This window comes from Ohtaekwangia sp., from assembly GCF_036568665.1.
Classification (GTDB): Bacteria; Bacteroidota; Bacteroidia; order Cytophagales; family Cyclobacteriaceae; genus Ohtaekwangia.
This window is the reverse complement of the sequence record NZ_DATCSD010000058.1, coordinates 1-25,098: the sequence shown is the minus strand read 5'-3', so window position 1 is coordinate 25,098 and position 25,098 is coordinate 1. Positions and strand designations below refer to the sequence as shown.

Genomic DNA, 25,098 nt, shown 5'->3' with positions numbered 1-25,098 from the left:
ACGGGATAGAACTTCATTTCCTTTTTTATATACTGCAAAGAGAAAACAAGAGGATGATGAATTATATAAAGCAACTGGCATTGGTATTTTTCTTACTGGCACCCGGCTATATAGGGGCGCAGTCGGCTGAAGCAAAGTATATTTCAAAAGTATGGGTAGCCGACCAGGGAAACGGATCGTACAGAAACCCGGTGCTATATGCCGATTACTCTGACCCGGATGCCTGCCGTGTAGGAGACGATTACTACATGACGGCTTCAAGCTTTGATGCTGTTCCCGGACTTCCCATTCTTCATTCGAAAGATCTTGTTAACTGGACGATTATCGGGCACGCCTTAAAACGTCAGCCACCGTTTGAGCATTTTGAAAAAACTCAGCATGGCAATGGGGCGTGGGCTCCGGCTATACGGTATCACAACAACGAATTTTACATATACTATCCTGATCCTGATTTTGGTATATATCTCACAAAAGCTTCTTCTATAACCGGGCCGTGGAGTGAACCCGTATTGGTGGAAGCAGGCAAAGGATCGATAGACCCTTGCCCCCTGTGGGATGATGATGGCAAAGTATATCTCGTGCATGCCTATGCGGGAAGTCGTGCGGGTATAAAGAGTATCATTGTAATAAAACAAATGAATGCCGAAGGAACGAAGACTTTAGAGGAAGGACGGCTGGTATATGATGGACATGAACAAGACCCTACTATTGAAGGCCCCAAGATCTACAAGCGCAATGAATACTACTATATATTTGCTCCTGCAGGAGGTGTAGCTACTGGCTGGCAACTGGTACTTCGCGCCAAGAGTATATATGGGCCGTATGAGCGCAAAGTGGTAATGGACCAGGGAACGACTTCTGTGAATGGCCCTCACCAGGGAGCATGGGTTGATACGCCCAAAGGCGAAGACTGGTTTTTACATTTTCAGGATAAAGAAGCATACGGTCGCGTGGTACACCTGCAACCGCTGAAGTGGGTAAACGACTGGCCTGTGATCGGTATAGATAAAGATGGCGATGGCAAAGGCGAACCCGTAATAACATGGAAGAAACCGAATACAGGAAGTACAGCACCTATAGCTACACCAGCAGAGAGCGATGAGTTCAATGGAAATACACCTGGTCTCCAATGGCAATGGCAGGCGAACCCGAAAGCAACGTGGTTGTTTATGAATGCAACGAGCGGTTCGCTCCGCCTATATTCGGATAAGATACCGGACGAAGCAAAAAATTACTGGGATGTGCCCAATATACTCTTGCAGAAATTTCCGGCCGAGGAATTTATGATCACCACCCAAGTTACTTTTACTCCCAATGAAAAACTGGAGAACGAGCGCACCGGGTTAATTATACTCGGACAGAGTTATGCATCGCTGGGATTGAAGAGTACCAAAGAAGGTGTGAAGGTGATCTATAGTATATGTAAGAATGCCGTGAAGGGCAATGCCGAAACAGAAACAGCATTAACAACTTTAACCGGTAAAACAATCTACCTTCGTGTGGCCGTTAAGACCGGGGCCGTTTGTCAGTTTAGTTATAGCGTGGATGGTAAGAAGTATGAACTCATCAAAGAAACATTTCAGGCAGAGGTAGGTAAATGGATTGGTGCGAAGGCCGGTATATATTGTACCCGAACAACGCAGATCAACGACTCAGGTTATGCTGACTTCGATTGGTTTACGGTTGAGCCTTTGAAATAGGAGTGGAAGATAAATGTATATGTGGTATAGATATATTTTTTTAATGCTGTTTCTGATTGCAGGTTGTGCGTATGGGCAACAGCAGTATAAGAGCAGTTATACGGTTTCGCAGGATGGAACTGGCGATTATAAAACATTGCAAGAGGCCATCAACGTGTGCAAGGCTTTTCCGGATGAGCGTATCACGATCCATCTGAAGCCCGGTATATATAAAGAGAAAATAGAAGTCCACGCCTGGACGCAGAAGATATCCCTGATAGGCGAAGATGCAGCAACCACGATTATTTCCTTCGATGATTATTCCGGTAAGGGAACACACAACACCTTTACGTCTTACACAATAAAGATCCAGGGCGATGATTTTTATGCCGAGAATATAACCTTCGAAAATGCAGCCGGACCGGTAGGGCAGGCGGTAGCGTTGCATGTGGAAGCTGATCGCTGTGTATTTAAGCGTTGTCGTTTTCTGGGGAACCAGGATACGATCTATACCGGTGGCGATTCTAGCAGACAATATTTTCAGGATTGCTATATAGAAGGAACAACGGATTTTATTTTTGGTGCTGCTACAGTGGTGTTCGATCATTGTACCATTCACAGCAAAAAGAACTCGTATGTAACAGCTGCCTCTACTCCGCAGCGAAATACTTTCGGTTATGTATTTTTGAATTGTACACTTACTGCGGCACCGGATGTTACCAAAGTATATCTTGGCAGGCCGTGGCGGAATTATGCGCGAACAGTATATATCAATTGCACTTTGGGAAATCATATTCTTCCGGAGGGATGGCACAACTGGAGCAAGCCTGATGCGGAGAAGACAACTTTCTATGCCGAGTATAAATCAACGGGACCTGGTGCAAACCCTACAGCGCGTGTAAGCTGGTCGCACCAGTTAACAGATCGCGAAGCAAAGATATACACTCTCCGTACTATACTGGCAGGAGCCGATCACTGGAATCCACAACAGAAATGATGAAATATAGTATAGCAGTTATAGTAGTATTGTTTAGTGTGGCGAGTGTCCATGCACAAATAACGTACGACTTTACGGTTGCACAGGATGGCACCGGTACATTTCGTACGGTGCAGGAGGCATTTAATGCTGTGCCGGATTACCGGAAGAACCAGACCACCATTTTTATAAAGAAAGGTATATATAAAGAGAAGCTTACGTTGGCAACTTCTAAAACCAATGTGAAACTGGTAGGAGAGGATGTACTCAAAACCATTGTGACATTTGATGATTTTGCACAGAAAAAGAATCGCTTCGGAGAAGAGATGGGCACAACCGGTTCATCGTCATTTTTTGTTTTTGGTGATGACTTCACAGCAGAGAATATCACATTCCAAAATTCTGCCGGACCTGTAGGGCAGGCTGTCGCAGTAAGGATCGATGGCGATCGGGTTACATTTACAAATTGTCGTTTCCTGGGCAACCAGGATACCCTTTATCCGCATGGAGAAAAGAGTCGCCAATACTATAAAGATTGCTATATTGAAGGTACTGTTGATTTTATCTTCGGATGGTCAACCGCAGTGTTTGATCATTGTACCATCTTCTGCAAAAACAATGGCTATGTTACAGCAGCCTCTACGTTGGAGACAACGCCTTATGGTTTTGTATTTATCGATTGTAAAATTACCGGAGATGCTCCAGCCGGTTCGTTTTACCTCGGCCGCCCGTGGAGACCTTTTGCAAAAACGGTTTTTATACGCTGCTACCTGGACAAACAAATTAAACCGGAGGGATGGCACAACTGGGAAAAAGCAGACGCAGAGAAAACATCTTTCTATGCAGAGTATAAATCACAAGGTCCTGGAGCAAATATACCATCACGCGTATCATGGTCGCACCAGCTTACAGACGAAGAGGCACAGCAGTATACCGTGGATAAGGTGCTGGGGGATTGGAAGGCGGTTAGTCGTTAGCAGTTATTCGTTAGCCGAAAGCAAGCGGTGTTTATCTGTGTTATTCTGTGAAATCTGTGGGAAACAAATTATTAAACAATGCCAGTACTAAAATCCAGTGAAGCAACGGTAACGAAAGTAAAAGAAGGTGTAGAGCGGAAACTCATTCATGCAGAGAATCTGATGATGGTGGTGATCGATTTTACCAATGGTCCGTGGAGCGAGCCTGAGCCACCGCATAGTCATGTGCACGAGCAAACTACTTATGTAGCATCAGGTGAAATTATATTCTTCTGCGAAGGAGAACCTGATCAGCGCTTGAAAGCAGGCGATATGTTCTGCGTTCCTTCTAACAAGAAACATACTATTCAGTTGCTCACAAAAGAAGTAAGGCTGATCGATAGCTTTAATCCGATCCGTCAGGAGTTTTTAGTATAAACTACTGGTGAGAAATATAGTTATCGGTATATTTTGTCTGTTTGCTGTTTCTGCCATCGCACAGAAGCAGTATACTGTTTTCGATTGGAAAGCTGATGAACGTATTCGTAAACTGTGCTGTACCGGACCTTCACTTCGTTTACAAAAATCTTCTCAGAGCAAGCAGCGCTGAATGGGTATTCGTACGTAATTCAGATGTGCTGAAATGCTACGATATAGAGCATGTGGAGGTATTGTAAAACAGAGAGGCGTGTCCCTTGTAAAGAATTAGGACTCTTTATTCGTTACAAGTTAATCGTTAATCCTGATAACGATTAACCTGTAACGGATAAAGCCCGTACTCAAACAGCCAGCGCTTCTTTCTGCGCAGCCGGTTTTGCCGATCTACTTTCCTTTTTCTTCGCTTTCTTCTTTTTCTTATTGAGTCGGTTAATCCAGAGGATTACTCCTGTTACAGGAAACGTTACACCTGCTATACAGGAGAGAAATGCTATGATCCTTCCGGGCACACCACCAATGGAGCCCACATGTATAGGATAAAATATACCACGCACCCGTTGGCCGAGGTTACGGTCTTTATAGAGTGCTGTGCCGAGTAATTGCCCGGTATACTGATCAAAGAAATATTGGTCGGAAGCTTTTTCGTGAACAGGATTAAGCGGCATAACGGTTACGGCATACGCAGCGGTAGAATCTTTCGGTTTGTTCAGCGTATAGTATGCTGCTTCCGGTGCCTGCTGTTTAATAGCAGTATATACCTGATCAAAAGTTATCGTTGTGCCGGCAACAGCGATTGAAGCCGGAGGCTCCGGACGTTTGTTTTCGGTTCCGGTTATCCAATATATACCATTGTTAAACCACTCGAAAGACCATGCCAGGCCAGTAAAAGCAAAAGCGAACAAGAAGATGCAGGTATAAAAACCAATTACGATATGCAGGTCGTGATTGATGCGTTTCCATCCGGCCCACTTCACGGTAAGGTGTTGTTTGAGTTTGGCTTTTGTCTTGGGCCACCAGAGTATAATGCCGGTAATAATGATGAACAGAAATATACTGGTGCTGATGCCTACAATGAGTTTACCGATATCGCCCGCCAATAACCAGCGATGCAGCGAGAACATGGTAAAGAAAAATGTATTGCGATAGGTATATAGACTGATGAGTTCACCGGTATAGGGATTTACAAAAGCCTGGCTGCCACCACCGGCACCTTTACCGGCTTCTGGTTTCTTGCCCTCTTCTTTCTTGCCATGCTCTTTGTGCGATTTTTCTTTATCGCCATCAGCTTTCTTTCCGTCTTTTTTACCCTCGTGTTTTTTCTCTTCGCTATAGGAGAGTTCCAATGAACGGGTCGGATCACTATATATTTTTATCCCGGTAACAGATGCTCCTTTGTGATTCTTTTGAAAAGCTATAGCAGTTTCATCAAGCGATATACGTTTCTCACCGGGCGTAACCGTATAGCGCTCCGGGTATATCAGTTGTTGCCATTCTTTTTCAAATACCAGTGTTGCTCCTGTAAAGCAGGTTATCATAATAACGATGCCTGCTGCCAGGCCCAGGTACAGGTGTATATTTCTCCAGAAGTTTTTCATGCGAGTGCAAAATGATTGAATGCCGGGTATATATAAAATGCGTAAGCCACTGGTATACCAGTGGCTTGTTTGATGCGATATGGAGCGTTTCTATTTACCATTTATAGGATACGGTTGCCGAGAACATGCGCGGTGCTATCGGGTTCACGCTGTTATCATCGTGCACGTTATAGCTCAACTGGTTGAACAGGTTTGATACTTTAGCGCGCAGCGATACATTGTTCCAGTTATAGCCTGCTGAAAAGTCGAACAGGAAATAATCCGGCAGCGTCATCAGTTTATACGTATCGTTCGTTACGGTTGTACGCGTTGATCTTCCGGCTACGCGATTGCCTACATAGAAACTGGTAAAGCCTACATTAAAGTTTTTCAACAGCGGATTGGTGAATGTATAGAAGATACTTGCATTGGCCGTATGCTGCGGATTGTAGCGCAGGCGGCTGTTATCGATATACTGTGAGCTTTTGGTATAGCGTGTGTCATTATAGCTATAGCCGGCAATGAACGATATGCCATTAATCGGTCTGCTCATAATGTCGAGCTCTATACCTTTGCTGGTAACTTCACCTGCCAGTTCCTGCGGATTGGTTTTGTTCACAGCATCAGCCGGTATATCCTGTACCAATACCGATTGTGCCAGGTTGCTGTTCACGATCTTGTATGCTGTTACGTTGGCCGATACAAGTCCTTTGAAGAGTTCGTTCTTAACACCTACTTCATATTGATCAATAAAAGAAGGAGCAAGGCGATTGTTGTTTATATCAAGACCGGTGTTGAGTGTAAAAGAATTGGCATAGCTGGCAAACACCGACATATCTTTCGTTGGCTGATATACTACACCGAGTCGTGGACTGAAGGCATCATCGTAGCTCTTGACATTTGCTGTTTCAGATTCCATATAGCTATAGCGAACACCTGCCAGGAATTTCAGATTCTCCAGGATGCTTACAAGGTCTTGTACATATACACCGGTGCGGTTCAATGGATTTTTTGTAGTGCTCGAAAGTGTAAGTGCTGGTATATCGGTGCGTTGCTGGTATTTAGACAGATCATATATATTGATTGTATCGTATACATTTTTGTTGGAAGCGATCGGATTCGCGTAGGTATACGCCTGAGCTGTGTTGTCATATTTATCCTGATCAGCGCCAATTAATACCTGGTGCTTAACAGAGCCCGTAGAAAATTTACCGGTAAGATTTACCTGGCCTATATAGTAATCCTGATCGGTACCGCTACGCTGCAAGCCACGTACCCATGTTCCATCGGTCGCTACTAATTGACTGGATGCATTCGGGCGTGTTGTACCGAAGAGATCATTGTTATAGCCTTGGTACGATACTATACCGTTCAATGCCCAGCTATCATTCAAGGCATGCGTAACGGTGATGGTAGCGCTTTTCTGTATGGTGTTATAGTACGACCAGCTTGCCCCGAGGAAACGGCTGCGTGGTATATCGGCTACAACATAGTTTACAGAACCCGTTCCATAATCCAAAGTACGTTTGTCATTCAGGTAATCGCCCTCTACTAATATCTCAGTCTTTTTACCTGCTTTGATCAGGAAAGAAGGATTGAAGTAAATGCGCTCAGCCTTCACGTTGTCGCGGAAGCTTCTGGAGTTTTCATAGCTGCTGTTCAGGCGATACGCTACTTTGTTGCTGTTGTTCAGTGCGCCATACACATCAAACGATGGTTTGTAGAAATCGTAGCTTCCTGTGCGGAATGAAAGCTCGCCACCATTCTGAAATTTCGGTTTCTTTGTTACCAGGTTTAATACACCGCCGGCTGTTACGTTACCATATAGTATAGCAGCGCTTCCTTTCAGAATTTCTACGCGCTCAAGTCCGGTTACTTCCGGCATTACAGCGTTGTTATAGCGAACGCCATTCTTAAACGTATTGCTGCTGCCATAGCTGAAACCGCGTCCGGCAATTTCTTCCTGTACCCCGCCCGTTGTACCCATCAGATATATACCGCTGGCGTTGGCAAGTACATCACTGATGCGTCCAACCTGCTGGTTATCTAATATAGTCTTATCAATAACAATTGTGCTTTGTGGTAAGTCCATCGGCTTGATGCCGGATTTACCTATATCTACTGTCTTTTCATTGAGCGTGCGTGTATCGCTTACTACAATCTCTTCCAGTTGCTCAGAGCTTTCGGATAATGTAAAGTCGCTGTTCGTTACTTCACCGCTTGTAACCGTTACTTGTTTCTCCTGTGGTTGAAAGCCAACAAAGGTTGTGATCAACGTATAGCTTCCGGCCTTCACATTTTTGAAAGTAAAAGATCCGTCTTCCGATGTTGTGGTGCCTTTGTTGATCTCTTTGAGAGCAACATTTACAAAAGGAGCGGGCTGTCCGTCACTGGTGCGCACAACACCTTTTATGGTGCCGGTCTGTGCAAAAGCCGAAAGACTTAAAAGCGTAAGGATAAGGGTGAAGAGATTTTTTTGTAGAGGAGCGATCATGTTTATTTAGACTTATTTCAAACAGACGCAAAGGTATTAGTCTATTTAGAATGAGTACAAATAAAAAGGGGATTAATTTTAATCCCCTTTCTAAAACGTTTGAAATGATCTTTTCCTACAAAGAGACTCCCCGTTTCCACGGGATGAAATCGTCCTGATTGAGGTCTACAGCTTTGGCTGTTACACGACCGCTGGCAATCTCGATGATGAAATCCAGGATGTCTTCACCTTCCTGTTCGATCGTTTTTTTACCTGAAATGATTCCGCCTGTATCGTAGTCGATGATGTCGGGCATGCGTTCAGCAAGCTTCGAGTTCGTAGAGATCTTTACTACCTGCGATACCGGGTTGCCGGTTGGTGTGCCGAGACCGGTAGTAAACAGAATAATCTGTGCACCCGACCCGGTTGTTCCGGTGGTACTCTCTACATCATTACCCGGTGTGCATAACAAGTTAAGTCCGGGCTTCTTGATATACTCTGCATACTGCAGTACATCAGCAACCGGAGCGGTTCCGCCTTTCTTTGCAGCACCTGCTGATTTAATGGCATCGGTAATCAAACCGTCCTTGATATTTCCCGGAGAAGGATTCATATCGAAACCTGAACCTACAGATTCAGCAGCGCTGGAATATGTGCGCATCAGTTTAATGAAGAGCTCACCGGCTTTATCATCTTCGCAGCGGTTGATCAGTTCCTGTTCAACACCACACAACTCCGGAAACTCCGAGAGTATAGTGCTTCCTCCCAGTGTAACAAGCAAGTCGGATGTGTGACCAATAGCCGGGTTAGCAGATATACCGGAGAAACCATCAGAGCCACCACACTTCAAGCCTACAACCAGTTTATTGAGTGGTGCAGGTTTGCGTTCAATCTTGTCGGCTTCCACCAATGCAAAGAATGTTTTTTGTATAGCTTGTGTAAGCAACTCTTGCTCTGTGCCGGACTGTTGCTGATCAAGAATGAAAACAGGCTTGCTGCCTTTCGGATCAAGTGCCTGTAGTTTTTCACGAAGTGTTTTAACTTCAGCATTCTGGCAACCTAAACTGAGTACTGTTGCACCGGCAACATTTGGATTGTGAATATAGCCCGCGAGCAGTGTACACAAGGTTTGTGAATCCTGGCGTGTGCCGCCACAACCACCCTGGTGTGTGAGGAATTTTATACCATCTATATTCTTGAATATACGGGAGTGCCCGTTCGATACAGTGGGTTGAAAAGTAACAGAAGAGATCTGCTCTGCTTTGCCATCTTTATACAGGCTCACCAGTTCATGCACATAACTTTTATAGGCATCCGGTTTACTAAAGCCAAGCTCTTCGATGAAAGCTTTGCTGATCACTTCTACATTTCTGTTTTCGCAGAACACCAGGGGAATTACCAACCAATAGTTTGCAGTGCCCACTTGCCCGTCAGCACGATGATAACCCATGAAGGTTTTGTTCTTGAATTTCGAAACATCCGGTGGCGTCCACTGATAACTTTTTGTACGTCCGGAATAAGGCGCTGCTTTGTGTTTGATGTTGTGCGTGCCGATCACGCCACCTTCTTTGATCGGAGAGAGAGCTTTGCCAACCACCGTTCCATACATGATCACTTCTTCTTCCGGTTGAAGAGGCTTCTCAAGGAATTTGTGTTTGGCCGGAACATCATCTGCCAGTGTGAGTGACGTTCCTCCATTTAAGGTGAGTTTTTCTCCTGCCTTAAGGTCTGTCAATGCTACATAGACATTATCAGACGGATGAATTTTCAGAAATCTGTTTGACATATTGATAAATCACGTATCTTGCGCAATCGATTGCGCAAGATACACACTTTTGATAATTAAAAAACTCCGATACCAAATTAATAATTAACATGCACCAAACCCTGACAACACAAGACGAACTTCTTAATCTGTTGAAAGAAAACGGTGCCATTCCATTTTTTAGTCACCAGGATATAGATATAGTGTTGCAGGCCATAAAAATTCTGGAGCGTTGTAATTGCCGTGTGTTTGAATTTACGCATCAGCGCGATGCCCGCGGGCTGCGTATGTTCGCTTGGCTGGCAGAACAAGCCCGCAATATGAATGTGATTATGGGAGGAGGTACCGTGCTTGATGCTACACAGGCACATCGGTATATAAAGGCGGGTGCTCAATTTATAGCATCCCCTTTTCTGCACAAAGAGATGGCACAGGTGTGTCATGAAAATCAAGTCGTGTGGATGCCCGGATGCACCACCTTAAACGATGCTGCTCTTGCATGCGAACTCGGTGCTTCCGTTATCAGCATCGTGCCGGGAAATATTCTTGGCCCCGATTTTCTTCGCGAAGTAACCCGTGCATATCCTGCTCTCTCGTGTATTCCTTCCGGTGGTGTTACATTATCTGAAAATAATCTGAAGCGTTGGTTTCATGCAGGCGCATTATGTGTTAGGTTAGGAGAATCTTTATTCAATAAAGAAGATGTTGCCGTGAAGGATTGGGTAAAAATAGAGCACAATGTTTCGCGCGCTCTTCAGGGGATAAAGCAGGTAAAGACGTCTCTCCTAAGTAATAAACCGATCGCGCTATAGCATGACAACACCCATTAACACAGCCTTGCTCTCGTATGGAATGTCAGGAGAAGTATTTCATGCTCCGCTGATTGCCGCTCATCCCCGATTTTTACTGCACACCATCGTGCAACGAAAAAGCAGACATGCTGCGGCACGATATCCACAAGTTACCATTGTCGATAACGTTGATAAAGTTTTTGCTGATAGCGCGATTGAACTGATCGTAGTCAACACACCAAACGATACGCATGTTGAGTTTGTAACGCGCGCGCTCGAAGCAGGCAAGCATGTAATTGTAGAAAAACCTTTTACCGTAACGACAGCAGAAGCGGATCAGTTGATCGCCTTGGCAAAACGCCACAATAAAATACTCACGGTTTTTCAGAGCAGACGCTTTGATGGCGACTTCATGACGCTAAAGAAAGTAGTGGCCGCCAACCTCGTGGGAAAAATAGCCGAGATAGAAGTACACTACGATCGCTTTCGAAACTATATAGAAGCCAACACCTGGAAAGAAGAAAGCGGAAGAGGCACCGGTATACTCTATAATCTCGGTTCGCACATGCTCGATCAGGTAATAAACCTCGTAGGCAACCCCAGCGAAGTAGATGCGCGCATCGGTATACAGCGACCTAACGGTAAAGTGGATGATTACTATGACATACGCTTATACTACAAGGGCTTTCATGTTATTGTAAAATCGAGTTACCTGGTTCGTGAACAGGGGCCGAGATATACTATACATGGAACAGAAGGATCGTTTGTCAAGTATGGTATAGATCCGCAGGAGCAGGCATTGAAAGAAGGAAAGATACCCGGCAGTGCCGGATGGGGCGTTGAAGATAAACTCTATTGGGGAAAACTAAATTCCACCGTGCAGGGAGTTCATGTAGAAGGAACGATCGAAACGGTAGCGGGTAATTATCTCGCCTTTTACCAGAATGTATTCGAAGCTATTCGTGAAAATAAACCACTCGCAGTGAAGCCGGAAGAATCGCGCGAAGTTATCCGCCTGATAGAAGCCTGCTACGAGAGTAACCGGAAAAGACAGGCTGTTAATTTTTGATGATCACATGTATATAGAACAACTGTTTAATTTAACCAACAGAGTAGCCGTTGTAACGGGCGGCACAGGTGTGTTGGGAAGTGCCATGAGCAAAGCACTGGCACAGGCGGGCGTTAAAGTAGCCATACTCGGTCGCAGAAAAGATGCAGCCGATGCATTGGCGGCCGAGATAAAAAAATCGGGCGGTACAGCCATCGGTATATCAGCCGATGTACTGCAGGAGCAATCGCTGAAGGAAGCACGTAAATATATACTCGAACAATTCGGGAGTATAGATATACTGGTAAATGGGGCCGGAGGAAATATGCCCGGGGCTACGATTATGCCGGATAAAAATTTTCTCGATCTGCGCATCGATGATTTTCAGAAAGTAGTAGACCTTAATCTCACAGGCACGGTGTTGCCTTCGCAGATATTTGGTGAAGTGATGGTAGAGAAAAAGCAAGGTATAATTATCAATATATCTTCCATGACAGCCTTCCGTCCGCTCACGCGCGTGGTAGGTTACTCGGCTGCGAAAGCGGCTATCAGTAATCTAACGCAGTGGCTGGCGGTAGAAATGGCTAAGAAGTTTGGCGCAGGCATTCGCGTAAATGCTATAGCCCCCGGTTTTTTTCTTACCGAGCAAAACAGAACATTGCTTACCAACACCGATGGAAGTTTAACTCCGCGCGGTGAATCCATCATTCGCAGCACACCCTTCGGACGATTTGGTGAGGCTGATGAACTGAACGGTACATTACTCTGGCTATGCTCCGATGCGTCCAAGTTTGTATCGGGTATAGTAGTGCCGGTAGATGGCGGGTTTAGTGCATTTGCTGGTGTTTAGTTTTGAGAGACGGGAAGTCCGGAAGCTGCTAAGTGAGATGGTTGATGTAGTAGCAATCAAATTGAAATAAGAAAGCATAGATATAGTTTGAAAGGAGAATACAGATTAAGGTAAAGATAAAGTATAAATACTGCGACAGTGAAGGTATATATACTCTGGATTTTGACAACCTGCGCAGCAGCGTTTACTTGCAGACTCCCCGGCTTCCGGACTTTACTGACTTCTCTAACAAGAATTAAAAACGAATGAATAAAAGAGTTATCACCCTCGGAGAGATCATGCTGCGGTTATCTACACCAGGGTTTGCACGCTTTACGCAGGCCGAAAGTTTTAAGGCACTTTATGCAGGCTCGGAAGCAAATGTAGCAGCATCACTTAGTCATTTTGGTGTGAGTGCTGCGCACGTAACGCGTTTTCCGGATAACGATTTGGGTAAAGCGGCTACGCAAACATTGAAGCGCTATGGTGTAGATACACAATATATAGTATACGGTCCGGAACGCATGGGTATATATTTCCTGGAGAATGGTTCGATGCAGCGCGCATCGCGGATTGTATACGATCGATTTGACTCGGCCTTCGCGCATATCAAGCCGGGCATGATTCATTGGGAAAATGTACTGAAGGGTGCCGACTGGTTTCACTGGACGGGTATAACGCCTGCTATATCGCAAGGTGCTGCTGATGTGTGCAGGGAAGCTATACAGGCTGCACGTAAGCTGAATATCACTATATCCGGAGATATTAACTATAGAAGAAATCTCTGGCAATACGGAAAGACCGCACGCGATATTATGCCGGAGCTCATCGCATCCACCCAGGTAATTATAGCGGGTATAACCGATATGGAAAATTGCGTGGGAGTAACAGGCAATACTTTCGAAGCAGCCTGTGAGTCGTTTAAGAAAGCGTATCCTGCCACAACAAAGATTTCCACTACCGTGCGCGACTCTGTAAGCTCATCGCACAATAAGCTCACCGGTTTATTATGGAATGGCAAAGCGTTGCTGCAGTCGCGCGAATATGATATGACACATATCGTAGATCGTGTAGGTGGAGGCGATGCCTATATGGCGGGCCTGATCTATGGTATACTTTCGGGTAAAAGCGATAGCGATTCATTGGAGTTTGCAACAGCCGCCAGTGTATTGAAGCATTCTATAGAAGGCGATGTAAATATTGTTACAACGGACGAGGTAGAGCAACTGGTGAAGGGGGAGAATGTTGGTAAATTGTTGAGGTAAGTACGGTTTATAGTTTAAGGTTCAATGTTTAAAGTTCAAGGTTGTAGATTTAAGTTTGAGGTTCAATAGATATATAGTTTGATGATGGGGGAGTTGGGGGGAATTTTAAAAAGATATAGTATATGAAATTTACGAACGAGCAGATAGTAGATACGATGAAGCGCACCGGGGTGGTGCCGCTGTTTACGCACGATAACGCGGAGGAAGCGCAGCAGGTAATTGAGGCTGCCTATCGCGGAGGGGTGCGGGTATTTGAATTTACCAATCGCAAGAAAAATTCTTTCGAGGTATTTACACATCTCATAAAAAATCGTGCAAAATATCCGGAGCTGATGATCGGTATAGGTACCGTGCTCGATGGTGCTACCACAAAGAAATTTATAGATGCCGGTGCTGACTTTATTATATCGCCTATACTCAAGCTCGAGATGGCCGAAGTATGTAACGCCCATAATATACTCTGGATGCCGGGCTGTGCTACACTTACAGAAATTGTAACTGCGAAAGAAAACGGTGCGCAGGTGATCAAGGTATTTCCCGGTTCAGTGCTGGGGCCAGGCTTTGTATCGGCTATTATGCCGGTGGTGCCCGATCTGCAACTCATGATTACCGGGGGAGTCGAACCCAATGAGAAAAATCTTTCGGCATGGTTCAGCGCGGGCGCTATGTGTGTAGGCATGGGCTCGCAGTTATTTACCAAAGATATACTGGCCTCTAAAAACTGGGCGCTGCTGGAAAATAACATACGCGAAGCTTTAAGTCTCGTACAGAAGCTGCGAACGAAAGCATAGTATATGTAATTATCAAACAATCTACGCCCCTATATATGACAACCAAACCTCAATATACTGTGGAGAATTTTCAAAACATTGGCCAGACCATTGGTAAATATCGGTGGACGATCTGTGCACTGGTGTTCTTTGCAACAACGATTAATTATCTCGACCGGCAAGTGCTGAGTTTGTTGCAACCCAGGCTCGAAGAGATTTTCGGCTGGACGAACAGCGACTATGCTAACATCACGGCTGTATTTCAGTTTACGTATGCTATATCGATGTTGCTCGCTGGCCGCATTATCGATAAGCTCGATACCAAGTGGGGATATGGCTGGGCTATTATTATCTGGTCGGTCGGTGCGATCGTTCATGCAGTAGCCATACCGGTAGGCACAAGCTTAGCCTCTATACTGGCGCTGGCTGGTATAGGAGCAGTGTCAGTTTCTGTAGCGGGCTTTATGTTTTCGCGAGCCGTGCTCGCATTTGGTGAAGCCGGTAACTTTCCGGCCGCTATAAAAGCTATAGCAGAGTATTTTCCGAAACGCGAGCGTTCGCTGGCTACCGGTATATTTAACTCGGGCGCAAATATTGGGGCTATACTGGCACCACTCACCGTGCCGTGGATATACCTTCACTGGGGATGGGAAGCTGCCTTTATTATTATAGGTGCTATCGGATTTTTGTGGATGTTCTTCTGGTTTATATTCTACGAGAAACCGGAAAGACAAAAACGACTCTCCGCACAAGAGTTCGCCTATATCAACAGCGATGAAGATCGCCAGGCGAAACAAACTACCGAAGAGAAAATCGAAAAAGTATCGTGGGTTCGTCTGCTCGGTTATAAACAGACATGGGCATTTGCCTTTGGTAAATTTATGACCGATGGTGTATGGTGGTTCTTTCTCTTCTGGTTGCCGGCCTATCTCAAAGCGCAATATGGTATTGTAGATAAAGCAGTAACCCTGCCGTTGACTTTATTATATACCCTGGCGATGGTCGGCAGTATAGGTGGCGGATGGTTCCCGATGTACTTCATCAAAAAAGGATATGTAGTATATGATGGTCGCATGCGCGCGATGCTCGTTATCGCTATGTTCCCCTTACTTATACTCGCAGCGCAGCCACTCGGCTCTATAAGCTATTGGTTGCCGGTACTTATTATTGGTATAGGAGCCTCTGCACACCAGGCGTGGAGTGCCAATATATTTACTACGGTATCAGACATGTTTCCCAAAAAAGCAGTGGGATCTGTAGTAGGTATAGGGGGTATGGCTGGCGGATTGGGCGCGGTAATTCTTACCAAAACAGGCGGTGCATTGTTCGATCACTATAAAGCATTGGGGCACATCGAAACAGGGTATACCATTATGTTCACCGTTTGTTCGGTGGCGTATCTGGTTGCGTGGAGTGTAATGAAAACGCTGGTGCCGAAGTATAATCCGATCACCGATCTTTAAAACAAAATCTTTGCTTTAGCAAGAAAAACTTCTTCAACATTCTCTACAGTCAGGTGATTGTATAGGCGTTTAATTCTTTATATTTTACATGCGACCGGAACCTGAAACGCATGTTTAAGAATAAAACCCTTTTTTGCTTTTTTATTGTATTGACTTTTGCACAACAACTTGTTGCGCAAACAGGCCAATACCGTTTTTCGCATCTGGATATAGGCCAGGGGTTATCGAACAGCCAGGTAAAATGTTTTTTAAAAGATTCGCAAGGTTTTGTGTGGATCGGCAGCATCTCCGGACTGAACCGCTACGATGGCAACGTGGTGAAAGTTTTCCGCAATAATCCGAGCGATACTACCACCATAGCCGATAACGATATATTCAAACTCTTTGAAGATCCGGATGGAAATATATGGGCGACCACCTATATAGGTATAGATATATATGATCCCGCCTCCGAAAGTTTCATTCGCAGTGCTGGCAGTATGCTTCGCAAATTCGGTATGCCGGAAGGCATCATCACGGATATAGTAAAAGACCAACAACAGAATTACTGGTTCCTGCATGCATCGCAGGGGTTATTTCAGTATAACAGAACTGTCGGTAAAGCTATAATTATACCCGCCAGTGAAACCGATACAACACGCATCTCTACATCGCAGGTGTATGCTGTAGCAGACGATCGCGCGGGCAATGTATGGATCATGCACCGCGATGGCGTGCTGGAAAAACTGGATATAAAAACACACCGGGTAATTTACAGGAACCGAACACTGCAAAAGCGATATAAAAAAGAATTATTCAACTACTCGCTGATGGTAGATTCCGAACGCGATGTATGGATATATCTTACCGACAATAATACAAAAGGAGTTTTTCTCTTCGATGTCGATACCCAATCCCTCACCTCCTTTGGTAAAAACGCGGGGGAAGTAAAACTCAATACCGATATAGTGCGCGGTGTGGTAGAAGACAACAAAGGGTTAATATGGGTTGCTACCGATCATGGTGGTGTAAATCTGATAGACAAGCGCGATTTTTCGGTACGCTATATATTGCATAACCAGGACGATGACAAAAGTCTTAGCCAGAACAGTATACAAACTATCTATAAAGATTACGATGGTTTTATCTGGATAGGAACCTATAAACGCGGCATAAACTTTTATCACGAAGATGTGATTCGCTTCGGATTATTCCGTCATGAAAACAGAAGGCCAGCCAGTCTTCCTTTCAACGACATCAACAGTTTTGCAGAAGATAGTCATGGTAATTTATGGATTGGTACCAATGGTGGCGGACTAATTTGCTACGATCGTAAGAACGATCGCTTTACACAATACCTGCATAACCCCAATGATCCGGGCAGCCTCAGCAATAATGTGATTGTAAGTTTATGTTTTGATAGCTACGGTAAATTATGGATCGGTACGTATTACGGAGGTCTTAACTGTTTTGATGGTAAAAAATTTATCCGCTATAGACATTCAGACGATCCGAAGAGTTTGAGCGATGACAGTATATGGGAGATCTTTGAAGACTCGCAACGCCAGCTATGGATCGGTACACTTACAGCCGGTATAGATATACTCGACAGAAACACCGGAACATTCAGGCACTATCGCCCCGGAATCCCGAACTCAGTTCATTCAACCTATATACCGGTTATTGTAGAAGATACCGAGCATACTATATGGATTGGCACCGGCTATGGTATGGATCGATACGATCGTAAAACCGGGCAGTTCACACAATTTCTCAACGACATCAATAACAAGAACAGCCTTAGTCACAACAATGTGTTCGGTATATTAGACGATGGTAAAGGAGCGATCTGGATCGGCACAAAAGAAGGACTCAATATTTTTGATAAGAAAACAAAAACGTTTCGTGTGTTGCGCGAAGAAGACGGCATGCCGCACAACAGTATAATTACCATGCTGAAAGATAACAGCGGTAATTTATGGTTAGGTACACCCAATGGATTAACGAACTTACAAATAGCCCGCGATGCACAAGGCACTATCACTTCGTTAAAGTTCAAGAACTACGATGAAGCCGATGGTTTACAGGGTATGCAATTCAACGAAGGGGCTGCTTTTAAAACACGAAAAGGCGAACTCGTTTTTGGAGGCGCCAATGGTTTTAATTTATTCAAACCAGAAGACATACATGTAAATGATGTTAAGCCGGTAGTGAAATTTACCGGCTTGCAGATCTTTAACCGTGAAGTAAAAATAGGCGAGGAGATAAAAGGCAATCGCGTACTGGAGACATCGATCACTCAAACCAAAGAAATTACACTCAAGCACAGTGATAATGTTTTTTCCATAGAATTTTCCGCGTTAACTTTTTTTCTGCCCGGCAAGTGTCGTTATAAATATATACTGGAAGGCTTCAGCAACGACTGGCTTTTTACCGATGGTCGTTCCAGACGTCTTACATTTACCAACCTCGATCCGGGCGAGTATACCTTGCGTGTAAAAGCCTCTAACAACGATGGGGTATGGAACGATGATGGTGCTGCGTTAAAGATTATTATCCTTCCGCCTTTCTGGAAAACAAAAACAGCTTTTATACTATATATACTGACCGTGATGGCGGCATTGCTCGTTACGCGCAAGCTTATTCAGCAACGGGAGCGCCTCAAGTTCGCCATTGAACAGGAACGCCAGGAAGCGCAGCGCATGCACGAGCTGGATATGATGAAGCTCAAGTTCTTCACCAACGTGAGTCATGAGTTTCGTACCCCGCTTACGCTGATATTAACACCGATCGAAAAATTGATGAAAGCTGCGCAGGAAGATCAGCGCGGACAATTCCAGTTGATTCATCGCAATGCCAAGCGATTATTGAACCTGGTAAATCAATTGCTCGATTTCAGAAAGCTGGAAGTACAGGAAATAAAATTTATACCTTTTGAAGGAGACATTATCCAGTTTATACGCGAAACCACTTTTTCATTCTCCGATCTCTCCGAGAAAAAAGATATACACCTCGATTTTAGAACTTCTATCGAATCACTTGAAACTATATTTGACCAGGACAAGCTTGAAAAGATACTGCTCAACCTGCTCTCGAACGCATTCAAATTTACTCCCGAGCACGGAAGTGTAACAGTAGAACTGCAGGAGCTTGCGCGGGAAGACGGACGATGGCTCGAACTAAAGGTAAAAGATACCGGTATAGGTATACCTGCCGATAAGCAGGAGAAAATATTCGAGCGCTTCTTTCAAAATGACTTGCCGGGTAGCATGGTAAACCAGGGCAGCGGTATAGGTCTCTCGATAACAAAAGAGTTTGTGCGTGTACATGGCGGCACGGTAGCGGTGCAGAGTGAAGAGGGGAAAGGAAGCTGCTTTACCGTGCAGATACCGATGCGTGAAGTAACACACGAAGTACCTGCTATAGCGGCCAAGACCGAAGCAACGGTGCCGGTGTGGGACGAGAGCAAACAAATTGATGTTCCAACGCTTTTATTAGTGGAAGACAATGAAGACTTCCGTTTCTATCTGAAAGATAACCTGCGCCTGGACTATCGCATTGCCGAAGCACGCAATGGCAAAGAGGCGTGGACGCAGGCTACGGCTATATTACCCGACCTGATAGTAAGTGATATTATGATGCCGGAAATGAATGGTATAGAGTTTTGCCGTAAAGTAAAGCACGATACGCGCACCTCGCATATACCCGTTATACTGCTAACAGCCCGCACAGCCGAGGAACAAAAGATGGAAGGGTTTGATACCGGGGCCGATGACTATATTACCAAACCGTTCAATTTCGAAATACTGCAATCACGAATCCGTAATCTCATTCACCAGCGAGAACTCTTTCAGAAAGATTTCCGTAAACAGATTGAAGTAAAGGCGAGCCATGTAAATATTACTTCGCTGGATGAGAAGCTCATACAGCGTGCCATCAAGTGCGTGGAAGACAATATATCGGACGCTAACTTTTCGGTAGAGGGGCTTAGTCACGAGTTGGGTATGAGTCGCGTGCACCTTTATAAAAAATTACTCGCGCTCACAGGTAAATCTCCGCTGGAGTTTATTCGTATTATCCGGTTGCAGCAGGCGGCACAATTATTAGAGAAGAGTCAGCTCACCGTATCAGAAGTAGCGTATCGCGTAGGGTTTAATAATCCGAAGTACTTCACGAAATACTTTAAGGAAGAGTATAAAGTGTTGCCGTCTGCGTATGCTTCCGGCAAGCGAAATGCAGGTGCCTGATAAAAATTATACCCGGGCATCTATACCCTGGAAGTAACCTGTTGGTAATTTTTCCGAATGTAAGTTTATCCTTGAAAACAAAATTTACTCTGCCAGCTGTAGGTATTTTTATTTTTCATACAATACATGCAATAGTATAAAATTGATTGACAGGCTTTGTGTTGCCGCGAAAATCTTTTCTCCTACATTTTTTAGAAATCGATTTCCAATAAAATATTACACAGAGTAAGCTTTTGGAAGTAATTGAACGGTCTTTGAATATAGTGAGAAGTAGCTTTGTCTAACACCCATTAAAACTGTTAGTATGAAATCTGTTACAAATTTTCCCGCCCAGGAAGCAATCGCCATTGTTGGAATGTCATGCCGGTTCCCAAACGCAAATTCACTCGATGAGTTTTGGGATATACTCAAGAACGGAAAAGATACCATTGCAGAAATTTCTAAAGAACGTTGGGATGCTGCTAAATATTATGATCCCGATCCGATGGCGGAAAGAAAAGTACAACAACGCCATGCTTCCCTTCTGTCAGACATTCATCACTTCGATCCGTTGTTCTTTAATATATCGCCTGCCGAAGCAAGCGAAATGAGTCCGTCACAAAAATTGATGTTGGAACTCTCATGGGAAGCGGTGGAAAATTCTACCATCCCGTTCAACGATATAAAAGGTAAAAATGTAGGAGTATATGTCGGCAACATCTGGACCGACTTCGAACATTACCGCAAAGCGAAGAATGCGAAAGCAACGTTACACTCTGCAGTAGGTATGTCATCCAACGTGGTGGCTAACCGCGTATCCTTTGCATTAGGCTTCACCGGGCCAAGCCTGGTAATTGATACCGGATGTTCTGCTTCGCTGGTAGCGCTGCACCTCGCTTGCCAGAGTATAATTAACAACGAATCAGAAATGTCCATCGTGGGTGGCATTAACCATATACTCGATCCGGATAAATATATAGAGCTTACACAGTTTGGTGGTCTTTCCGTAAAGGGTAAATGCAGCACGTTTGATAATGACGCTGATGGTTTTGTGCGTGGCGAAGGTGGCGGTGTATTGTTGCTGAAGAAACTCTCCGATGCAGAGCGCGATGGCAACAAGATCTTTGCTGTTATTCGCGGAACCGCTGTTAACAACAATGGCTTTAACGATACACTTCCGGCTACGAGCACCGAAGGACAGATTTCATTACTAGAAACAGTTTACAACAATGCCGGTATATTACCGCACGAAGTTCACTATGTAGAAGCACACGGCACAGGTACAAAACTGGGCGATCCGAATGAAGCACGCGCTATAGGAGAGTTCTTCGGACAGAACAGAACCGGAAATAAACTTCGTGTAGGTTCAGTAAAAACAAATATAGGGCACACTGAAGCAACAGCCGGTATAGCCGGGTTAATAAAAGTAGTGCTGGCCATGCAGCATAAAACATTACCGCCTAACCTCAACTTCAACAATCCGAATCCCAATATACCTTTCGAAGCGCTAAAGCTGGAAGTTCAGGGCGATCTTACTGCGTGGCCGGTAAATGGCGATGAAACATTCAAGGCAGGTGTAAACTCTTTTGGATGGGGTGGTACCAATGCACACGCTGCACTGGAAGAATATCGCGCAGTTAAAAAAGTAACCGTAACAGAAGATCGTTCTTCCGCTATATATACTTTACCTATATCTGCCAAATCATCGCAGGCGGTGAAAGATTATGCCAAAGGGTATATCGCTATAGTGGAGCATGCCGATGAAGAAGCATTCAAAGCCATCTGTATATCGGCAGCATTGCGCAGAGCCGAGTTTGACCATCGCTATCTTTTCTCCGGCACAACACGCGAGCAGGTACTTGCCGCATTAAAGAGTTTTGCGGAAGATGAAATGGAAGTAGCGCCATGCAAGCCTGTTGCTAATCCGAAAATTGTATTTGTATTTCCCGGCCAGGGCGCACAGTGGCTTGGCATGGGCCGCGAACTGCTGGTAAAAGAAAAAGTATTCCGCGATACAATAGAAGCCTGCGATAGAGCCTTCCGTCCGTTTACCGATTGGTCGCTCATCGATCAGATCAATGCTACAACAGAAACGAGTCGCCTGAATGAGATCAATGTTATACAGCCTGCTATATGTGCGATGCAAATTGCACTGGCAAAACTGTGGATGTCGTGGGGTATAGAGCCGAGCGCTGTAGTAGGTCATAGCATGGGTGAAGTAGCAGCCGCCTATATTTCCGGTGCATTAAAACTGGAAGACGCAGCGCGCATTATTTGTGAACGCAGTCGCCTGATGAAAACAGTGAGTGGCAAAGGTGGTGCTATGGCTGTAACCGAATTGAGTCGTGAAGATGCCGAGAAAGTAGCCGCTACCTATAATGGTAAACTTTCTGTAGCCGTAAATAACAGTCCTAAATCAACTGTACTCGCGGGCGATAAAGCTTCTATTGATGAAGTGCTCGCGCAACTGGAAGGTAAAGGATTATTCTGCCGCCTGGTAAAAGTGGATGTTGCTTCGCACAGCCCGCAGATGGATCCGCTAAAAGAACCGCTGCGTGCCGAACTTCAGTCTGTGGCGCCCAGACCTACCGTTGTGCCGTTTGTTTCTACGGTACATAACAAAGTAATGACAGGCACCGACATGGGTGCTGATTATTGGGTAGACAACCTGCGCGGCACCGTACAGTTTGCTTCCGTTATGGAAAAGCTGTTGAAAGACGAGCACACTATATTTATCGAAGCGAATCCGCACCCGGTATTGGTAAATGCCGTTACCGAATGTGCCGAGTTCAACAAGAAGAAAATTATTACCGTAGCTTCCTTGCAACGCGACAACCCGGAGCAGGAAGCCATGCTCAAGAACCTGAACGATCTGTATAGTAAAGGATATAGTATAGATTGGAAAAAGTTCTACCATGCCAGCGCTATACCTCAGGCAACCTTACCGGTATATCCGTTCCAGCGCGAACGCTACGAGATAGAAGACCTCTCCAAAGAACTGGAAACCGGTAAAGATGTAGCCGTAAAATACCCACTGCTGGGAAGCAAGATCGGGTTGGCCGGTATGAACAATGTATATTTCTGGGAATCGTCTGTAAGTCTCAGCAAGTTTCCGTACCTGCGCGAGCATCTCATACAAGACCAGGTAAAGCTTCCGGTAACCTGCTATATGGAAATAGTACTCGAAGCTCTATCCGAAGTATTCAAGGATACACCTGCACAGGTAGAAAGCCTGCACTTCTCCAAGTATATTCAGCTGTCTGAAAATGATCGTGTAGAGTTGCAGGTAAAACTGGTATTGCATAACGAGAAGCGTGGCGAAGTATATATCTTCAAGAAAGAAGACCAGGAGTCGGGCTGGGTTCAACTGGCACACGGCAATGTAAGCGCTGTAAATGAGTATATAAATACTCCCGAAATATTCGATCAGATCGAGTATCATGCACCGGCCTATACCGAAGGTATAAATTACTATACCCTGTTGCGTTCAATAGGCTTTAACTATGGCCAGCAGTTTCAGCAACTTACCGGTCTTGATAAAGTAGGCAACCGTCCGTTTCCGAATGTGTTGTTCTCGATCAAAGCCGATAAGAATGTAAACCTCACAGCCGGCAAGTATAAAATACACCCGGCCCTGATGAGCAGTTTTCTGCAACCTATCTATGGCCAGCTTACCAGTATATTGGAAGAAGGTAATTTTCTGGATGTAAAATTCCTGAAGATAGACCAGATCATGTTGCAGGATGCGGTGAATTATAGCCGTGAGCTGCGTGGCTTCCTGGTGTTCCACCCGCTGGCAAAATATGGCGACACACAAAATGCATGGACATTCAGTGCCGATATTACTATTGCTAATTACGACAACACTCCGGTAATGCGTATCATAGGTTTGCAAGGTGTCGCCATGCGCAGAGCTGCGAAAGAAGGAGCCAGCGGCAAGAAGGTGGGCTTCGACTTTATGGAGAACTATGCAACGCTGAGTCTCGAAGCTGATAAGCAAAATGCGCTGGAGCAAATGCTCACGCAGCACGTATCCAAGATCATCAAGATATCGTCAACACGAATCAAAAATACCATGACGTTTAAAGGCATGGGGGTTGATTCGCTGATGGCCGTGCAGTTGCGTAATCTTCTTGAAAAAGATTTGTCGGTAAAATTACCGGTGGGTATGTTCTGGTCGCACCCGAGCATCCATGAGTATGCTCTATATCTGCGCGATGTACTGGCCGCACAAGATCATGGCTATAGCGAAGCAGGTGTAAAGGCACATGCAAAAGATCAGCACTCAAGCTGGTTTACTATACCGAAACCTAATCCGAATGCAACATCACGTGTATTCTGTTTCCACGATGCAGGCGGAAGTGCTGCGTTGTTTAATGGTTGGGAAAATCTGCTGGACGAAGCTACTACCGAACTGGTATTGATCGAGATGCCGGGACGCGGAAGAAAGATGGAAGAAATTCCGTATGTAGACTTCAATGCGTTTATGCACGATATTATGCCGGCTATTACGCTCTTGATAGACAAGCCCTATATATTCCTCGGCCACAGCATGGGCGGTATGCTGGCATTTGAAATTACACGCGAGCTGCGCAGAAAGAACCTGGCATTACCAAAGACTTTGTTCATCTCGTCAACGTCCGGGCTGGACGCATACGACAAGAAGCAGGTAGACTATACGCTCTCTGACGAAGAGCTGGTGCAGATGTACCCACACCTCGATAGCAGCAATATACCCGATGCCGAGATACAGAAATTACTGATCAACATTCTGCGTGCCGATCTGCAGTTCCTGTATCACTATACCTTTATGCACGAGGCTCCGCTGGAGATTCCGATCATCGCTATACATGGTTCAGAAGACGA

Annotated in this window: 15 protein-coding genes; 12 read left to right on the top strand and 3 right to left on the bottom strand. The window is 45.0% G+C overall.

All coding sequences use genetic code 11. The features are described 5' to 3' along the window. The first annotated feature begins 53 nt into the window (after nt 1-53). The 4 genes from VIN08_RS03265 (at nt 54) to VIN08_RS03250 (ending at nt 4,049) form a co-directional block, all read left to right on the top strand. A complete protein-coding gene (locus VIN08_RS03265) occupies nt 54-1,700 on the top strand; it encodes a glycoside hydrolase 43 family protein (RefSeq protein WP_331960163.1) in 1,647 nt (548 codons plus the stop codon). A gap of 43 nt (nt 1,701-1,743) precedes the next feature. After that, on the top strand, nt 1,744-2,676 hold the full coding sequence (locus VIN08_RS03260) for a pectinesterase family protein (RefSeq protein ID WP_331960160.1): 933 nt from the start codon (nt 1,744-1,746) through the stop codon (nt 2,674-2,676). Then, complete coding sequence (locus VIN08_RS03255) at nt 2,673-3,632, top strand: pectinesterase family protein (RefSeq protein WP_331960157.1); 960 nt, start codon at nt 2,673-2,675, stop codon at nt 3,630-3,632. The genes VIN08_RS03260 and VIN08_RS03255 overlap by 4 nt, the downstream gene beginning before the upstream one ends. A gap of 78 nt (nt 3,633-3,710) precedes the next feature. Next, complete coding sequence (locus VIN08_RS03250; RefSeq protein ID WP_331960154.1) at nt 3,711-4,049, top strand: cupin domain-containing protein; 339 nt, start codon at nt 3,711-3,713, stop codon at nt 4,047-4,049. Between the two features lie 341 nt (nt 4,050-4,390). On the opposite strand, the gene VIN08_RS03245 is transcribed toward VIN08_RS03250, so the two are convergent. The 3 genes from VIN08_RS03245 to VIN08_RS03235 all read right to left on the bottom strand — a co-directional run bounded on the left by VIN08_RS03245 (nt 4,391) and on the right by VIN08_RS03235 (nt 9,882). Continuing rightward, a complete protein-coding gene (locus VIN08_RS03245; protein ID WP_331960151.1) occupies nt 4,391-5,644 on the bottom strand; it encodes a PepSY-associated TM helix domain-containing protein in 1,254 nt (417 codons plus the stop codon). Nucleotides 5,645-5,738: 94 nt separating this feature from the next. Further along, complete coding sequence (locus tag VIN08_RS03240; protein WP_331960148.1) at nt 5,739-8,117, bottom strand: TonB-dependent receptor; 2,379 nt, start codon at nt 8,115-8,117, stop codon at nt 5,739-5,741. A 115-nt stretch (nt 8,118-8,232) separates the two neighbouring features. Continuing rightward, entirely contained in the window at nt 8,233-9,882 is a 1,650-nt protein-coding gene (locus VIN08_RS03235; protein WP_331960145.1) for an altronate dehydratase family protein, read from the bottom strand. Nucleotides 9,883-9,971: 89 nt separating this feature from the next. Here VIN08_RS03235 and VIN08_RS03230 point away from each other — a divergent pair, with 89 nt between their 5' ends. The 8 genes from VIN08_RS03230 to VIN08_RS03195 form a co-directional block, all read left to right on the top strand. Next, nucleotides 9,972-10,673 carry a hypothetical protein gene (locus VIN08_RS03230; RefSeq protein WP_331960142.1) on the top strand — a complete coding sequence of 234 codons (702 nt, stop codon included), beginning with the start codon at nt 9,972-9,974 and terminating at the stop codon, nt 10,671-10,673. A 1-nt stretch (nt 10,674) separates the two neighbouring features. Next, nucleotides 10,675-11,721 carry a Gfo/Idh/MocA family oxidoreductase gene (locus VIN08_RS03225; protein WP_331960139.1) on the top strand — a complete coding sequence of 349 codons (1,047 nt, stop codon included), beginning with the start codon at nt 10,675-10,677 and terminating at the stop codon, nt 11,719-11,721. A gap of 7 nt (nt 11,722-11,728) precedes the next feature. Next, nucleotides 11,729-12,550, top strand: coding sequence for an SDR family oxidoreductase (locus VIN08_RS03220; protein WP_331960136.1), 822 nt, complete (start codon nt 11,729-11,731; stop codon nt 12,548-12,550). A gap of 245 nt (nt 12,551-12,795) precedes the next feature. Beyond that, nucleotides 12,796-13,794, top strand: a complete 999-nt coding sequence (locus VIN08_RS03215; protein ID WP_331960133.1) for a sugar kinase — start codon at nt 12,796-12,798, stop codon at nt 13,792-13,794. Nucleotides 13,795-13,916: 122 nt separating this feature from the next. Next, nucleotides 13,917-14,585, top strand: coding sequence for a bifunctional 4-hydroxy-2-oxoglutarate aldolase/2-dehydro-3-deoxy-phosphogluconate aldolase (locus VIN08_RS03210; RefSeq protein ID WP_331960131.1), 669 nt, complete (start codon nt 13,917-13,919; stop codon nt 14,583-14,585). A gap of 35 nt (nt 14,586-14,620) precedes the next feature. After that, complete coding sequence (locus tag VIN08_RS03205) at nt 14,621-16,027, top strand: MFS transporter (protein WP_331960128.1); 1,407 nt, start codon at nt 14,621-14,623, stop codon at nt 16,025-16,027. A gap of 110 nt (nt 16,028-16,137) precedes the next feature. Further along, nucleotides 16,138-20,253: a hybrid sensor histidine kinase/response regulator transcription factor gene (locus VIN08_RS03200; protein WP_331960125.1), complete on the top strand. Its 4,116-nt coding sequence runs from the start codon at nt 16,138-16,140 to the stop codon at nt 20,251-20,253. A 304-nt stretch (nt 20,254-20,557) separates the two neighbouring features. Then, the coding region (locus VIN08_RS03195; RefSeq protein ID WP_331960122.1) for an acyltransferase domain-containing protein at nt 20,558-25,098 on the top strand (4,541 nt) is incomplete at its 3' end.

Bases quoted from the DNA above. Each gene is read 5' to 3' on its own strand.
- VIN08_RS03210 (WP_331960131.1), top strand. From the start codon at position 13,917: ATGAAATTTACGAACGAGCAGATAGTAGATACGATGAAGCGCACCGGG.
- VIN08_RS03250 (WP_331960154.1), top strand. From the start codon at position 3,711: ATGCCAGTACTAAAATCCAGTGAAGCAACGGTAACGAAAGTAAAAGAA.
- VIN08_RS03200 (WP_331960125.1), top strand. From the start codon at position 16,138: ATGTTTAAGAATAAAACCCTTTTTTGCTTTTTTATTGTATTGACTTTT.
- VIN08_RS03235 (WP_331960145.1), bottom strand. From the start codon at position 9,882: ATGTCAAACAGATTTCTGAAAATTCATCCGTCTGATAATGTCTATGTA.
- VIN08_RS03245 (WP_331960151.1), bottom strand. From the start codon at position 5,644: ATGAAAAACTTCTGGAGAAATATACACCTGTACCTGGGCCTGGCAGCA.
- VIN08_RS03205 (WP_331960128.1), top strand. From the start codon at position 14,621: ATGACAACCAAACCTCAATATACTGTGGAGAATTTTCAAAACATTGGC.
- VIN08_RS03220 (WP_331960136.1), top strand. From the start codon at position 11,729: ATGTATATAGAACAACTGTTTAATTTAACCAACAGAGTAGCCGTTGTA.
- VIN08_RS03230 (WP_331960142.1), top strand. From the start codon at position 9,972: ATGCACCAAACCCTGACAACACAAGACGAACTTCTTAATCTGTTGAAA.
- VIN08_RS03255 (WP_331960157.1), top strand. From the start codon at position 2,673: ATGATGAAATATAGTATAGCAGTTATAGTAGTATTGTTTAGTGTGGCG.
- VIN08_RS03225 (WP_331960139.1), top strand. From the start codon at position 10,675: ATGACAACACCCATTAACACAGCCTTGCTCTCGTATGGAATGTCAGGA.
- VIN08_RS03215 (WP_331960133.1), top strand. From the start codon at position 12,796: ATGAATAAAAGAGTTATCACCCTCGGAGAGATCATGCTGCGGTTATCT.
- VIN08_RS03260 (WP_331960160.1), top strand. From the start codon at position 1,744: ATGCTGTTTCTGATTGCAGGTTGTGCGTATGGGCAACAGCAGTATAAG.
- VIN08_RS03240 (WP_331960148.1), bottom strand. From the start codon at position 8,117: ATGATCGCTCCTCTACAAAAAAATCTCTTCACCCTTATCCTTACGCTT.
- VIN08_RS03265 (WP_331960163.1), top strand. From the start codon at position 54: ATGATGAATTATATAAAGCAACTGGCATTGGTATTTTTCTTACTGGCA.